14 protein-coding genes and 1 pseudogene are annotated in these 15,291 nt (G+C 48.0%); 10 read left to right on the forward strand and 5 right to left on the reverse strand.

The window, feature by feature from the left end; all coding sequences use genetic code 11:
* Window positions 1–121 precede the first annotated feature (121 nt).
* Both FTO70_RS04900 and FTO70_RS04905 read right to left on the reverse strand, forming a co-directional pair.
* Window positions 122–904, reverse strand: a complete 783-nt coding sequence (locus FTO70_RS04900; RefSeq protein ID WP_255334594.1) for a 23S rRNA (uridine(2552)-2'-O)-methyltransferase — start codon at window positions 902–904, stop codon at window positions 122–124.
* Between the two features lie 535 nt (window positions 905–1,439).
* Window positions 1,440–2,549 (reverse strand): Vms1/Ankzf1 family peptidyl-tRNA hydrolase, encoded by a 1,110-nt coding sequence (locus tag FTO70_RS04905; protein ID WP_255334595.1) that lies wholly within the window; start codon window positions 2,547–2,549, stop codon window positions 1,440–1,442.
* Window positions 2,550–2,797: 248 nt separating this feature from the next.
* Here FTO70_RS04905 and coaBC point away from each other — a divergent pair, with 248 nt between their 5' ends.
* From coaBC to FTO70_RS04935, 6 genes are all read left to right on the forward strand, one after another.
* Window positions 2,798–4,123 carry a bifunctional phosphopantothenoylcysteine decarboxylase/phosphopantothenate--cysteine ligase CoaBC gene (gene coaBC, locus FTO70_RS04910; protein ID WP_255334596.1) on the forward strand — a complete coding sequence of 442 codons (1,326 nt, stop codon included), beginning with the start codon at window positions 2,798–2,800 and terminating at the stop codon, window positions 4,121–4,123.
* A 171-nt stretch (window positions 4,124–4,294) separates the two neighbouring features.
* Window positions 4,295–5,197, forward strand: a complete 903-nt coding sequence (locus FTO70_RS04915; protein ID WP_255334597.1) for a pantoate kinase — start codon at window positions 4,295–4,297, stop codon at window positions 5,195–5,197.
* Between the two features lie 450 nt (window positions 5,198–5,647).
* On the forward strand, window positions 5,648–6,592 hold the full coding sequence (locus tag FTO70_RS04920) for a prohibitin family protein (protein ID WP_255334598.1): 945 nt from the start codon (window positions 5,648–5,650) through the stop codon (window positions 6,590–6,592).
* Window positions 6,593–6,731: 139 nt separating this feature from the next.
* Window positions 6,732–7,493 (forward strand): 4-phosphopantoate--beta-alanine ligase, encoded by a 762-nt coding sequence (locus FTO70_RS04925; RefSeq protein ID WP_255334599.1) that lies wholly within the window; start codon window positions 6,732–6,734, stop codon window positions 7,491–7,493.
* Window positions 7,494–7,554: 61 nt separating this feature from the next.
* Window positions 7,555–8,208: an HD domain-containing protein gene (locus FTO70_RS04930; protein ID WP_255334600.1), complete on the forward strand. Its 654-nt coding sequence runs from the start codon at window positions 7,555–7,557 to the stop codon at window positions 8,206–8,208.
* A gap of 67 nt (window positions 8,209–8,275) precedes the next feature.
* Complete coding sequence (locus FTO70_RS04935; RefSeq protein ID WP_255334601.1) at window positions 8,276–8,725, forward strand: hypothetical protein; 450 nt, start codon at window positions 8,276–8,278, stop codon at window positions 8,723–8,725.
* Window positions 8,726–8,912: 187 nt separating this feature from the next.
* On the opposite strand, the gene FTO70_RS04940 is transcribed toward FTO70_RS04935, so the two are convergent.
* Together FTO70_RS04940 and FTO70_RS04945 are read right to left on the reverse strand one after the other, a co-directional pair.
* The gene (locus FTO70_RS04940; protein ID WP_255334602.1) at window positions 8,913–9,182 is read right to left on the reverse strand and encodes a hypothetical protein; all 270 of its coding nucleotides are present in this window, start codon (window positions 9,180–9,182) and stop codon (window positions 8,913–8,915) included.
* Between the two features lie 390 nt (window positions 9,183–9,572).
* On the reverse strand, window positions 9,573–9,833 hold the full coding sequence (locus FTO70_RS04945) for a hypothetical protein (RefSeq protein ID WP_255334603.1): 261 nt from the start codon (window positions 9,831–9,833) through the stop codon (window positions 9,573–9,575).
* 727 nt (window positions 9,834–10,560) lie between these two features.
* On the opposite strand from FTO70_RS04945, the gene FTO70_RS04950 reads away from it, so the two are divergent.
* Window positions 10,561–10,911: a hypothetical protein gene (locus FTO70_RS04950; protein WP_255334763.1), complete on the forward strand. Its 351-nt coding sequence runs from the start codon at window positions 10,561–10,563 to the stop codon at window positions 10,909–10,911.
* 30 nt (window positions 10,912–10,941) lie between these two features.
* Here FTO70_RS04950 and FTO70_RS04955 read toward each other — a convergent pair.
* Window positions 10,942–11,019 (reverse strand): annotated as a pseudogene (locus FTO70_RS04955) (CRISPR-associated endonuclease Cas1); the annotation flags it as partial.
* A 172-nt stretch (window positions 11,020–11,191) separates the two neighbouring features.
* Here FTO70_RS04955 and FTO70_RS04960 point away from each other — a divergent pair.
* From FTO70_RS04960 to FTO70_RS04970, 3 genes are all read left to right on the forward strand, one after another.
* Entirely contained in the window at window positions 11,192–12,130 is a 939-nt protein-coding gene (locus FTO70_RS04960) for an ABC transporter permease (protein ID WP_255334604.1), read from the forward strand.
* 336 nt (window positions 12,131–12,466) lie between these two features.
* Window positions 12,467–13,765, forward strand: a complete 1,299-nt coding sequence (locus FTO70_RS04965) for an amidohydrolase family protein (RefSeq protein ID WP_255334605.1) — start codon at window positions 12,467–12,469, stop codon at window positions 13,763–13,765.
* A gap of 127 nt (window positions 13,766–13,892) precedes the next feature.
* A complete protein-coding gene (locus FTO70_RS04970; protein WP_255334606.1) occupies window positions 13,893–15,128 on the forward strand; it encodes an adenosylhomocysteinase in 1,236 nt (411 codons plus the stop codon).
* The last annotated feature ends 163 nt before the right edge of the window (window positions 15,129–15,291 follow it).

Consider the following 15,291-nt stretch of genomic DNA (forward strand, 5'->3'; position numbering starts at 1 on the left):
TTTGCTTCGTTTTATCCGGCATTGTTTCGTTTTTTATAATTACTTAAGTTTATTAAAGTTCACTTTATCTTAATTTACTTTTTCTTTGCTGGCGACCTTTAAAAAACATCCGGCTTAAAAATCATTCAAGCTTTCCGAGCCGTTCCGCCACACTGGCAAAGGCAAAGTTCGGCTTGACGTCCTCGATCTTTATCTTCACTTTCTCTCCGACTTCGACTTCTTTTACGAAAACTACGAACCCGTCGACGAGCACGGCCCCGTCCCCGCTTGAGCCGAGTTTCTCAATATCCACGACAAACTCATCTCCCTTCCGGAGCGGAGCTGTTAGGAACTTTTTCCCGATTACGTAGATTTCCGCGCTTTGAGACCTTGATGCCTGCGGGGAATACGCCATGGTCCGGACAAAATTTTCCCGAACCTTATTCATATAATCGTTGAACATGTCTCCCTGGAATACCTTCACCACAAAATTCCCTTTTGGCTTCAAAATCTTCTTTGCACACTCCAGCGCCGAGGTCGACAGTTCAATGGACCGCGCATGGTCGTAGGACCAGTTCCCGGACAGGTTGGGCGCAGCATCACAGAGCACCACATCGGCCCCCTTTGTTCCGACAATCTTGATAATCTTCTGTATTGTCGAATCTGCATTTATGTCGCCCACGATGGTCTCGACTCCTTCGATGGGAAGGATCCTCTGGAGGTCCACACCCAGGACCTTTCCACCTGAAAGCTCCTTTGCGACCTGCAGCCACCCGCCCGGAGCCGCACCTAAATCCACAACCGAGTCTCCGCGGTTTATGATCTTATGTTTGTCATTAATCTGCTTGAGCTTGAAAGAGGCCCTTGACCGATAGCCATCCTCCTTTGCCTGATGATAATAAAAATCTCTTCTATCTCTTGCCATTGCTACCTTCCCTGCACTGAAAGCTGATATAGCTTACGCAAAATCGTAAAATTCCTTTTTCCGGCTAATTCTTTTTTCCGGTTAATTCCTTTTTCCGGTTAATTCCTTTTTCCGGTTAATTCCTTTTTCCGGTTAATTCCTTTTTCCGGTTAATTCCTTTTTCCGGTTAATTCCTTTTTCTGGCTATACTCTGTATGCATATAATTAATTTATTAAATATATATTTTCTGTTATGTTTTACTCCAGTATACTCACTATTGCAGGGAAGTTACAAAATTCTTATAAAAACCGGCAACTAACATTCCCGGCGGAGAAAAAGGAGAAGAATGGAGGCGGCGCGTTTATGATTTCTTTTTTAAGATGTGTGTGAGATGCGGGTAAGCTCAGGCCGCTTGCAAGCAAGCGGGACAGGACGGGCGTGGATGAGGCTAATTACGGAAGCCCTGTTTTTTTCAGCCTTAATCTCAATAATCCTTTATCTCAGTAATTAGCTTGGAAGGGGCAGATTTTAGCCGCAGACAAAGTGCCAAAAATATCAGAGCAAATACCTGCGGCAGCTAAGTACGCTCCTGAGCACATCTTCGCCGCTTATTTTTTCCACTTTAAGGTCCGTTGGCTTTACTATTACCTCGAGGTTAAGGGGGAGGCGCTTTTCGACTTCCTTTATCAGCTGGGTGTCCCCGCTCATGATGATGCAGTCAATGGAGGAATTTTCTTCAAGGACCTTGTTTACGGCTTCCATCACCTTGTCCAGGTGGTGGGCGATGTCTTCTTCTCTCAGGCGCTCGAAACGGCGCTGGGAAAAGCCTCCTTTGCTGTGTTTTTCCTTGACGCTGCTTTTGACGAGTTCTTCTTCATCGAAGACCCGGGCATCGGAGGCAAAACCTATGAAAGACTCTCCTGCGTGGATAATCAGGACAAGCATGCGGTAGTCGGCGTCCAGGCTTTCCTCGAGGGGGGCGGTCTCAAAGCTGTCCTGAAGGTGCCAGGCCGAGCCGGTGACAGGGACCGGGGGGACCACAGCCTCCGAGATCATGCGGTGAAGGTCATGGAAAAGGACGAGGCCGGTTTCGGGGTCAAGCCGGTCAAGCAGGGTGCGGGTTTCCTCTTCTATCAGGCTGAGAAGTTTTTCGTTCAGGACGTCGGAGAGGCGGATCCCGTAAGGCAGGTATACGGTGAGCAGGTCTCCGGCAGGGGCACGGAAAGAGTTGAGTTTTGACAGGTAGGCCCGCACGGCTGAAGGGCTTAAGGTTTCGGTGCCGCGGAACTTGAACTTTTCCGGGACTTCGGCCCTGAGGGTTTCTACTTCGTGGGTGAGGGTCTGGACCCGCACAAGCTCCTGGTTCAGGCGGGCTTCCGCCTCCTGCTTATCGGCCACAGCCTGCTTTGTGAGGGCTTCCTTCTTTTCAAGCTGGTTCATTACGCTTCGCCGGTCGAGCTCCAGTCCCACTATATAGGAATTGAGCCGGTCGATCTCGAGTTCGAGCTGTTCTTTCCCGGAAATCTTCCCAAAAAAAGTGCTGAAACCCTTTTTTACATCTTCGGTGACTTCTTTTACATCTTTTTTCGGGGCGGAGTCTTCCTTTTCTGTTTTCATACTATTATTTTTCCTTATACTGTCCATAACGCTTTTTTTCTCGGTCATCTGCCTACCTTCCTGGCCCTTACTCAGAAAACATGTTGTCCCTGTACTTAAGCTGTATCCGTACTTAAGCGGTATGATTTGAACAACAATTAATAAAACGTAACCTCTATATCTTTTTTAATTGCTCTCCATATTTCGAAAGTTTTAAGAATATCATATTTAATGTCACTTTGTTTTCAGGAGTTTTTTCTAAAAAACCAGCAGATTTTCATATTCATTTAAATTTTACCGATCATTCCGGTGCCTAAATGAAAAGCCCATTGAAAGACACTAGAGATTACCCGGACCAGAACAGTCCGGACAGTGAAGAAAAAGAAAGCCCTGCCCGTGCAGAGGCGGCAAACCCCCACCTGACCCCAAACCCTCACCCGACCCTCTGGATCCAGGGACAGAAGAGTTCTTCCCTTGAAGGAAAAACAATAGCCCTTGGAGTTACCGGGAGCATTGCGGCAGTGAGGGTCGTGGAGCTTGCCCGGGAACTAATCCGGAACGGGGCAGAGGTTCATGCGGTCATGACCGAGGCTGCGCAGCATATCCTGCACCCCGATGCCCTGCACTATGCCACCGGCAACCCCGCGGTTACGGGAATAGGAGGCAGGGTGGAGCATGTGGAGTTCTGCGGGCTTAAGGGAAGGGCTGACCTCTTCCTGATAGCGCCTGCAACAGCCAATACCATAGGAAAGATCGCAAATGGGATCGATGACACAACAGTCACCTCCTTTGCAACAACCGCCCTCGGCTCAGGCGTCCCGGTAATGATAGTCCCTGCCATGCACGAGTCCATGTACCGGCACCCGGCTGTGGTGGAAAACATAAGGAAACTCAAAAGCTGGGGAATTTCTTTCATCGGCCCGAAACTGGAAGAGGGAATTGCAAAAATTGCCTCCAACGAGGAAATCGTGCTCGAGGCAGAGCGGATACTCGGGAAACAGGCCCTGAAAAACCGAAAGGTACTTATCACAAGCGGCTCCACTGCCGAAAGCCTGGACCCCATCCGGATCCTCACAAACCGGGCCTCCGGGAAAACCGGAAAGGAACTTGCCCTTGAAGCTTATCGGCAGGGAGCGGATGTTACCCTTGTGCACCGGGACAGGCTCGGGACTGCCGGGATCAGGGAGGTCTTTGCCGAAAGTGCAAAGGAAATGACCGAAGCCGTGCTGAATGAGCTGGAAAACGGATATGATGTCCTGATCAGTGCTGCCGCGATTGCAGACTATACCCTCGAGCCCTCCCCTGAAAAGATCAAATCCGGAGGGGAGCTGGAACTCAAACTCAGGCCCACCCGCAAGTTGATAAAAGAATGCAGGGAGCAGTACCCCGGGCTTGTGATCGTCGGCTTCAAGGCAGAAACGGGAGTAGGCATGGAAGAACTGCTCCGGAGGGCCGCCGCTTCCCTTGAAGGGGCAAACCTGGACATGGTTGCCGCAAACGACGTAGGAAAAGGCGGAATGGGCACCGAGGAAAATGAACTTTACCTGCTCAGGCGGGAAACAGGCAAATCCCGGCATGTAAGCGGAAATAAGCGCAAACTTGCCGCCTCCATTCTTGAAGAGGTAGCTGAGATTTTGAAATAACGACAATTCTGCAGGATATTTCTACAGGATAATTCTACAGGATAATTCTACAGGATAATTCTACAGGATAATTCTACAGGATAATTCTACAGGATAATTCTACAGGATAAACCTGCAAGTGGAAAAGAACACTGGACAAAATCACTTAAAAACTACAAAAAGGCGTTTTCTATGTATGAATACGAGAGTGAAGGGGCAGATATTTCGGCAAAAGCTTACGCTCCGGGGCATATAACGGGCTTTTTCCAGATCCACGAAAACGAAGACCCGCACCGAAAAGGCTCTACAGGCTGCGGGATCGTCCTGAACGGGGGCGTCACCACCGAGGTGAAGGTTGGAAAATCGGTGAAAGAAACCGAAATCTTCCTGAACGGAAAAAAGGTCGAAGGAAGGACCACCCGGACAGTGCTCGAGATGATAACTGACGTGCCTGTCAGGGTGAAGAGCTGGGCGGAAATCCCCGTGGGATGCGGGTTCGGAGCTTCGGGGGCAGGGGCTCTCGGGGCAGCCTATGCCCTGAACAGGGCGCTTTCCCTGAACCAGACCGTAAGGGGCCTGACAGAATCCGCCCATGTGGCTGAGGTGGTCAACCGGAGCGGGCTTGGAGACATTGCAGCCCAGTCAAACGGAGGGGTGGTAATCCGGCTCCGCCCGGGAGGACCCGAATTCGGCCTGGTGGACAGGATCCCTGCCCCCGAAGCCAGGGTCTTTTGCATTGTGCTGGGGGAGATTTCCACTGGAGCTGTCCTGAGCGATGTGGCTGCAGCCGCCAGGATCAATGCCGCCGGAAAAGCCGCAATGGTCAAGCTCCTCGAAAAGCCGACCCTCGAAAACTTCATGCAGCAGTCAAAGGAATTCGCCAGCAAAACAGGCCTTCTGAGCAGCAGGGCAAAGGATGTTATTGAAGCTGCAAACGCAAGCGGCGGATTTGCTTCCCAGGCAATGCTCGGGGACACGATCTTTGCAGTTGCCCCTGAAGGCCAGGAGTTTCGGCTCTACGAAGCCCTCCACGAATTCGGGGAAGTGCTGGAATTCGGTATCAGCACCTGCGTGCCTAAATTAATATATGAGTGAGCTTCAGGAAAGAGGCTCCATTTACTTTTCTAACTGTTTTTGCCCCTGCTCCCGGAAAATAGAGAGAATATCCTGAAATAGGAAATCTCGATGAAGAATGTCCGAAAACAGGAACTAGCAAAGAGATCCGGGAAAAATAGAAAAATAACTTGTTCTGGAGAAAAAAAGCTTATTCCCGGATAGTTAAGGGCAAGAAGGCGTAGAAAACGGAAAAACTTTCCGGCTCCCCCACATCTTAAATAGGATTGGGATGAAAAAGGTACTATTGTTACATAAATAATAAAGAGTGAATAATATCGAGTGAATAAAAAAGCGTGAATATAAGAAGACGCAAAACTCCTGAAAACCCCACTGCTTTTCAGGAACCCTCCTGGAAAAGATTTCCCGGGGGCTAAAATAGCAGAACAACATCAAAAAGTCTTGTATTTCATTCACTGAGGGGAAGGTAAAATGGATATCAATGACGACTGGGACGAAAAGAACAGAGGAAGGCCCGCAAGCCCGCTTGACAAAATACCTGCCGCTGCAGGTCCGATTTTTCGAACGATTGCTCTTATCTTTGTGATTATGATCATCTTTTCCGTGGCCTTCGGTTCGATTTTCGTCTCCATAGGGGCAGGAGAAGTAGGAGTGAAGTTCAGCCAGTTCGGAGGAGTCCAGGCCGACGAACTTGACGAAGGGCTGCACATTGTGCCTCCCTGGGTATCGGTTACGAAATATTCCGTGCAGAGCCAGGTGTATACAATGAGTTCCCAGCAGGAAGAAGGGGAACGGGTAGGAGATGACCGGATCAATGCCCTTACCTCGGAGGGGCTGATGCTGGGCCTTGATATTTCGGTTCGCTACAGGATGGTTCCTTCTGAAGCCAGCAGCGTGCACCAGCGCCTTGGCACGGCTTATGCCGAAAAAATCATCCGCCCTACAATCAAGTCCGTGATAAGGGAAGTTGTCTCCAGCCACACCGCAATGGAAGTCTACGGGCAGCAGAGGCAGGTAGTGGCAACCGAGATGCAGACCGAACTTGAGTCCCGCATGAAAGAAGACGGGATCATTGTTGAAGAGGTACTGCTCCGGAAAGTCGAACTTCCGGGAAGTGTGGCAACGGCCATCGAACAGAAACTGCAGGCCGACCAGGAAGCCCAGAGGATGGTTTTCGTAAAGCAGAAAGAAGAACTCGAAGCTGAAAGGAAAATGATTGAAGCCAGCGGAGTTGCCAACGCTACCATTATCCAGGCCCGCGGGGAAGCCGAAGCCCTCAGGATCCTTAACGAAGAAATCAAGAAAAACCCTGACCTCATCCGCTATAAATACATCCAGATGCTTGAGGGGCAGGAAATCCAGACCATGATCGTCCCGAGCAGCGAGGGCATCATCCTGGACGCTTCGAATAAATAAGCTCAAGATTAAAGGCTAGAAAAAAGTAAGATAACAGTAAGATAACAGTAAGATAACGGTAAAACAACGGTAAAATAACGTAAAATAACGGTAAAATAACGAAAAAAAGTAATATAAAAGTAGAAGGTAAGCGACCGATATGACCGATATACCCCCAGACCACCCGAGGTACGAATCCCTGCTCGCCCGTGAAAAGGTAGCAGCCGGGGTAAAGATGGGAATCACAAGCATTCAGGGACTTATTGCCCAGGGCAGAGGCGAAAGCTTTGACTATATCCTTGGTGAGCGGAGCACCGAATCGGCCCTGTATGCCGAAAGGGCGGCAGTGGCTGCCCTCCTCCTGGCAGAGAACCCGGTAATTTCCGTAAACGGAAACGTTGCGGTTCTCGCACCGGAAAAAGTCGTTGCCCTTGCAGACCTGACCGGGGCAAAGATTGAAGTAAACCTCTTCCACAGGACCGAGACCCGGGTGCACCTTATTATCGAACACCTGAAAGCCAGCGGGGCTTCCGAGGTGCTGGGAAAGAACCCCGATGCCAGCCTTGACCTCCCACATGCCCGGAGGCTTGTGGAAAGCAAGGGGATCTACAGTGCAGATGTGGTGCTCGTGCCCCTGGAGGACGGAGACCGCTGCGAAAAGCTTGTTGAGATGGGAAAAACCGTTATCACAATCGACCTGAACCCCCTTTCCCGGACCTCCAGGACCGCCACGGTTTCCATAGTTGACAACCTCACCCGGGCTCTTGACAACATGGCAAAGTTTGCAAAAGACATGAGGCAGGAGAGAAAAGACGAACTTGTAACGCTTGTCACGTCTTACGATAACAAAAAAGTCCTCTCCGAAGCCATCTCGGAAATCCAGGAGCACCTCAAAACCATGATTGCCGAAATAGGATATTGAAGTCCGAAACAGGTAATGAGGCCAGAAGCAGGATTATGAAGTACGAAACGGGATAATGAAGATGGGCCTGATAGAAAAAACCAGGGAATTTGCTGCCTCTTTTCTTGAGGGGGAACCCAGTTCCCACGACATGTCCCACGTCAGAAGGGTAGAAGCCCTCTGTCTGGAGATCTGTGAGACGGAAGGCGGAGACCCCCTCATCCTCCACCTTGCAGCCCTCCTCCACGACGTGGGCGTTATCAGGGAACACGAAGAAGGCGGGGACCACGCTCTCTACAGCGCAGAAATTGCCTCCGAGTTCCTGGGAAAAGCAGGGGTCTCTCCGAACGTGGTTGAAGCTGTAACATACTGTATCCGGACCCACCGTTTCAGCGGAGGACACATGCCGGAGACCGTCGAAGCCAGGATTTTGCAGGATGCAGACCGGCTCGATGCCCTTGGAGCCGTGGGGATTTTCAGGGCGGTCCTTTCCATGGGTGCGCTCCGGATGCTCAAGCACACAACGGGAATCGATAAGGGAGAGTCCAAGAAAACCGTGTATGTCGAAGACCCCATCGAAGGCTTTAACGAATATATGCGGTACAAGCCCTTCACGATCCCGGAAAAGCTGAATACCGGAGCTGCAAAGGAAATCGCCGAAGAGAGGCTGAAGGTCATGCGGCTTTACCTTGAAGCCCTGAACAGGGAAGCAGGACCGGAAGGAAACATTCCCTGACAGGGGAAATCTTCATTTTTCCATAATTTTCACCCGGAAGTTTCTGACCCTGCATGCCGAGAGCCGTATGGTCGATGAGGTTTCCCGTATCGTTCAGAAAATATATGATACTGCAAACATTCTGGCGGGAGAAACTTTCAGCAGGGAAACCCCTGTTACGGAGCTCTCAGGGGGCCAATCCCGCGCCCTGATGATTGCGGATCCCGCACTTCTCAGTCCGGCACCTGTCGTTCTGATCGATGAGATCGAGAATGCAGGAGTCGATAAGGTCAGGTCTCTGGAGCTTCTGGTAAGTAATAACAAGATCGTTTTAATCAGTACTCATGATCCTCTTCTGGCCCTGTCGGCAGATCAGCGCCTGGTCATTCAAAATGGCGGGATTTCAAAACTTTTAAAAACCACACCGGATGAGAAAAAGTACCTGAAGGGCCTCGAAAAAGTAGACCGCAAACTTACTCTTCTCCGAAACCGGTTGAGAAGGGGCGAAGAAATCGAATTTAGCGATTTTCCGGTGTAGCTTAATTTCACGGGGTAAAGAATAGCACATCAGAAAGAAATTCTTGGTATTTTAACCTTATGAGCTTTAATCTTTGACATTTACAATGAAGTTCGTAAAAATCAGAGATGTTAGTTTGATTTTTGGAATTAGCTCAAAGATAAAAGGTTTCTTCAAATTTGCAACATTTTCAAGCCAAACCAAAAGGTTATCGATTTAAGATCCGGTATCGTAAGATTTCGTGGGAATCGACCCTCTGACCCCCAAACTCGGGGCTAACAATATCAAGTTCTTTGTTTTTCCCTATCAGGTAATGGGCTAACCCCCTGACCTTTAAGAGCAGGGTAGGCCCCCAAGAGGTCTGTTTATCCCCATAACCTACGGCCTGGTTCAGCATGTTAGAGACCTCACTCACTATTTTCTTGGCCCCTGACCCCCTTAACCTCATGTAACCTGACTTCCGTCTTTTTAGGCGCATATCTCCTCTTCCGCAAATCTGTGAGGCCAGATGATTGCGGTTTAGAAGATGATTGCGGTTTAGATATTATGCCTCCATCTGATGTGCTTAAGGTTAGGCGCTTGAATCGTCACCATGCGACACTGATGTGCTTAAAAATGCGGAAGTAAATTTGTATGCGTACCCTGCACTCTAAGGGCTGTCCACTACTGCTCGAAAAGAGGAATTGAAATCTTTACGATTATGCAATTCAAAAGGAATGTTTCTTCAAGGAAGCAGGGTGATATCTGATAAACAGATTTTGTTTATGAATAGAAATGCGTTTTTTAAAACTCTGTTGGAACATTTCCTTTACTTGGGAAAATTGGATAAGCTTTTTCAATATATGTTAGGTTTATAACCTCATTTAGATTATTTCAACCCTGGAGATTTTAGGGAAATTCGGAATTCCCAATTTAATTTATTTTTGTTTACAGGTGAGAAATTACATCTGACCATCGCTTCTTTAAACTGCTTATTTGTGATAAAGAAACCATCTGGTGTTTGTTCAAATAAATTTTTAAGTGCATAACTAGTGTAATTTTTATTTGGTGTTTTTTGTGGGAGTATATTTACCATTATCCAATTATCCAGGGCTTTTTTTTCAATGTCGGTTAATTCGTATTCACTCATTTTACTCACTCCTATCTTTCATAATTTGCCAATAAAGTACTACTGAGCTGTGCTTTTAGTTTTTCTTCATGAAATATGTTTAGGTTTCTTGCCCCACGTACACTTTTGTATATTTTAATTCTCTTCCTTTAAGTAAACAAAAAACGTACATGAAATATTTGAATTACAGGCACAAAAAATGAAAGTACTACGGTACTTTCATGCCAAATTAATGTATTTATAGTAAAATTTACCGAATATAATTATACAATTCTCCATTTATATGATAGAGGTGGCTGAATTAATCCCCTGGACGAGTCTATTTTTTCAGTCGAAACAATTAAACATCTATATTTCTTTACACTATATGGATAATATATGAATGGGGGATCCAAAAAGTGTACATAAAAAACCTGTCCAACGTGTGGCGATAATTGCTCCCACCACATCCGACTTTACAGACGGAGGTCAACATCTGAGGTCATAGCAGCCGAGACCGCGGACATCTGCTCACCAGAGGAACTTGCCACCTCCGTCCTTCATGAACTGGCAGGCCACATCTACAATGGCATGACAACCTCAGAGCTCTGCAAGATCCTCGGGGACAAGTTCGGGGTCCTGGAACAATACTATTGTGATATCGTTCAGAGGCTGAAGGTCGAGCCGGATATGTATTGTCCGGATCATCAGCATTTGTATTTTGTTGAAGCTTGATATTCAAATTAATCCCCACACGCGGAGGAATATTATGTTACTGAAAATGACTGCAATAATTATCCTGCTGCATGGGTTAATTCATCTATTCGGTGTAATCACTTTCTGGAAAATCGGTTTTCACGAGCACTATTCCACTAAAGTTCTGGGCGGTGCACTGGATATCGGGGAACGAGGGGTCTATGTGCTGGGGTTTGCCTGGCTGGTGGCAACAGTTGCTTATACCATTGCCGCCTACGGCATGTTCGCGAATCAGGATTGGTGGCAAACCGGGTTATTCACTGCAGCCACGTACTCATTGGTTTTGACTGTGCTCGCATGGAAAGATGCCATTTTCGGCAGCCTCATAAACCTCGCGATTTTGATTACACTGCTTCTCACATGATACACCTTTCCATTCCTCTAATCTTTCCCGAACATGAGTATCCCAACATACAGAATTAATGGCTCTCAGGCATTCAGCTTCAAGCAGAGCATAGCCATAATTGAGCATGGTGTAACTCGTGACCTGATCCACAGGAAAAAAAGTATATAGTAATGAGTCAGTAAACAAAAAAGAAAATTACGGGATGTAGAGTAAAATTTACCGAATATAATGATACACTTCCCCATTTATAGCATGGAGGTGGCTGAAAATAATCCCCCAAAATAAAAAAATCAAAATTTTGTCAGCCTTACTAACATTCACTGTTGTCACAGCCTTACTCCTGTTCACATTTTCTCAGATTACCAACGGTTATTGTACGGAAACCATACCCCCAGGCAATATCATTGCTATCTATCAGGCAGACCACACGTATGGGGACCTGAATGCGGTTTATGTCAAAGGTGCCGGATTGGATATCGATCCCCAGAAATATGATCGGATGATAAGCTACGAAGACATTCCTCGTATTGCTTCAATGGACGGGGTTGAAAATGTAATTATTTACGATACCGGTTATTTAGATGCCCTTATTTATAAAACTGTAAGAGAAGGCAGATTACTGGATAAATTGAATCTCATTGCAGTGCCTGAAGCTATAGCACAGGATTATCTTAATCAGACTGTTATCCCCTACGGGACAGAATATCTGGAAGAAGGCAGGCTTCCCCGGGATGGCGCCCACGAAATTACAATTTCAAGGAAATTGCTGGAAAAGCACTTTGCATATACCGATGAAATGCTGACCCGGGCAATCGGAAGCAAGGTAAACTATGACAATGAAACCTATACCATCGCAGGCATAAACAGTTATGATATCTGTTACATCTCCTTTGACGCAAAAAGAAACTATGGACTCTATCAGTATGAGGCGGACACTTTTAATGAATTTGTAACAAGAAATCTCGACTATAAGAAAACGAATGATTATTTTCATCCGGAATATGCAAATGAAATCTTTATCTTTACAGCGGACGGCTCGGAAAAGTCGGTGCTGGACAGGCTTTTTCAAGAATATCCTGCAGAAAATTACATTTCCAGCGAATATGTTTCCGTATGGAAAAAGACATTTAACGGAAGTGTTCTGCGAAAAATAATCGTCATCGATAGTATTGGTATTGCTTTGCTGGGCATTCTCCTTGTGCTCTTAAACAAAAGAAAGACAGAGGAAAAAGTATGAAAAAAACAATGAAAAACCAGATACACTGACAGCGGGACTTTATATGCCAGGCTTCATAATCATCAGGGCCTTTCTCTTCCAATATCTTCAGAGTTTTCCACTCCAATTTTCCCTGCCTGGAAGGAGAACCAAACCAGCAACAACTTTTTTATGATAAGTTCTTCAATTCTGTTCAATATTTGATTGAAGTTCAGGACCGGATAGAATTTGGCATTAAATTAAAATCCGGTACCATTAGAAATCCGACATTCAATCGGAACAGGACACTGATAGAGATCAGGCATTCAATCGAAATTCGGTATCATTAAGTTTCACAGACCAACCAGGTGTAATCGAATGGCTGACATAATAGTAAAGAACGCTTACGTTTTAACGATGGACCCCGAAGCAGGAGACCTCAAACACGGGACTGTCGTAATCGAGGACGGAAAAATAACGGAAATTGGAGAAAAGGCTAGGGAAAGTGCCGACACCGTGATTGACGCAAAAGGCTCGGTGCTGATGCCCGGGCTCGTAAATACCCACACCCACGCTGCAATGACCCTTTTCCGGGGCTATGCCGACGACCTCCAGCTTGCCGAGTGGCTGCAGGAACATATCTGGCCTGCCGAAGCCCAGCTCCGGGCCGAAGACGTCTATAAAGGGAGCATGCTCGCCTGCCTGGAAATGATAAAGTCCGGGACCACTTCCTTTGCCGACATGTACTTTTTCATGGACGAGACCGCAAAAGCTGTTGAGGATTCCGGGCTTCGGGCTTCCCTTTCCCACGGCCTGATCGAGCTCTGGAACGAAGAGAAAGGAGAAAAGGACTTAAAAGAAGGCACACGCTTTGTCCGGGCCTGGCAGGGAGGAGCCGGCGGCAGGATTAAGACCATGTACGGGCCCCATGCCCCCAACACCTGCTCGGAAGAGTTCCTGGCAAAAGTCAGGGATGCGGCTGACAGGGAAGGAGCGGGCCTCCACATCCACGTCCTTGAGACCGAAGCCGAACTGAACGCAATGAAAGAAAGGTACGGGAAGTGTTCCGTCCACCTGCTCGATGACATAGGGTTTTTCGGCCCCGACGTGCTTGCAGCCCACTGCGTCTGGCTCTCGGACGGGGACATTGAGGTCCTGAGACAAAGAGGGGTCAACGTCTCCCACAACCCTGTAAGCAATATGAAACTGGCTTCAGGTATTGCTCCCGTACACAAGATGCTTGAAAGAGGAGTAAACGTCACCCTTGGCACTGACGGCTGCGCCTCGAACAACAACCTGGACCTCTTCGGGGAAATGAAAACCGCAGCCCTTCTCCACAAGGTAAACACCTTCAGCCCCACAGTCCTCCCCGCCCGCCAGGTACTTGAGATGGCAACCGTAAACGGCGCAAAGGCCCTTGCCACGGATACCGGCATGTTGAAGGTAGGCAAAAAGGCCGACATGATCCTCGTGGACATGAAAAAGCCTCACCTGACCCCGTGCTTTGACGTGCCTTCCCACCTGGTGTACTCCGCAAGCGGCTCGGATGTCCGGACCACAATCGTGGACGGAAAGGTCCTTATGGATGAATACAGGGTGCTTGCGTTTGACGAGGAAAAAGTAATGGAAGAGGCAAAAATAGCTGCAGAAGAGCTTGCATCAAGGGCCAACACATGAAAGGTTTTTAGACTCAGGAAACATAAATACCTGAAACCCGAATTAAAACACCTCTTATCTGATTTAACGTGAATACTTCTTATCTGAATTAACGTGAATACCTCTTATCTGATTTAGCGGGATCACCATGACCGAAAAAGAACTCATAGAATCCGGGAACATGAAGATGGAATGGGCACGGAACCACATGCCTGTGCTTGAGATCATCAGGGACCAGTTTGAAGAAGAAAAGCCCCTTAAAGGGCTTAAAGTGGGGATGGCACTCCATGTGGAAGCAAAGACGGCTGTCCTTGTGGAAACCCTGGCAGCCGGAGGCGCAAAAGTAACGATTACCGGCTGCAACCCCCTGAGCACCCAGGACGATGTGGCCCTGGCCCTCGACACGCGGGAAAACATATCCTGCTTTGCAACTTACGGGTGCGATAACCGGGAATACTACGATGCCATTGACAGGGTCCTTGATTTGGAACCCGATATCACCATCGATGACGGGGCAGACCTGATTTTCAAGCTCCACAAGGAAAGGACAGACCTTCTCCCGAACATCCTCGGAGGCTGTGAGGAGACCACCACAGGGGTCCACAGGCTGCATGCCATGGAAAAGGACGGAGCCCTGAAGATGCCGGTTATTGCCGTAAACGATGCCATGACCAAGTATATGTTCGACAACCGCTACGGGACAGGGCAGTCGGCATGGGACGGGATCAACCGGACCACAAACCTTCTGGTAGCAGGCAAGAACGTAGTCGTTGCAGGCTATGGCTGGTGCGGGCGCGGGGTTGCCATGAGGGCTGCAGGCCTGGGGGCAAACGTGATCGTAACGGAAGTCGACTCGATAAGGGCTCTTGAAGCCAGGATGGACGGATACAGGGTCATGAAAATGTCCGATGCTGCAAAGCTCGGGGACATCTTCGTTACCACCACAGGAAACAGGGACATCCTTACAGCTGAGCATTTCCCTCTCATGCGGGACGGGGCAGTCCTTGCAAACGCCGGGCACTTCAATGTGGAAATCGACATGGAAGCCTTAGCTTCAATGGCAAAATCGGTCCGGACAGTCCGGAAAAACATAAAGGAATACGACATCGGAAACCGGCGCATCAATGTCATAGCCGAAGGCAGGCTTGTTAACCTTGCCGCAGGCGACGGGCACCCGGCCGAGGTCATGGACATGAGCTTTGCAAACCAGGCCCTTTGCGTCCGCTACATTGCCGAAAACAAGCTTCTGAACGGGGTACACAGGGTCCCACAGGAACTCGACACCTACGTGGCAAAGCTGAAGCTTGAGTCCATGGGCATCACCATAGACGAACTCACCCGGGAGCAGGAATGTTACATGGGCGGCTGGGAGTGCGGGACGTAATTTGCAAAAGAAGCAAAAAAGATTATTTTCAGTAACCCTGCATTTCTGACCCTTTTGCAGTGAATACAGAATTGCTTTCCATTTTTTGGAAAACTAATGGTATTTACTGCAATTCTTTTTAAATTATTTTCAGCAAAATGTAAATACTTTTAAGATTTATTCT

This window comes from Methanosarcina sp. KYL-1, from assembly GCF_024372725.1.
Lineage (GTDB): Archaea > Halobacteriota > Methanosarcinia > Methanosarcinales > Methanosarcinaceae > Methanosarcina.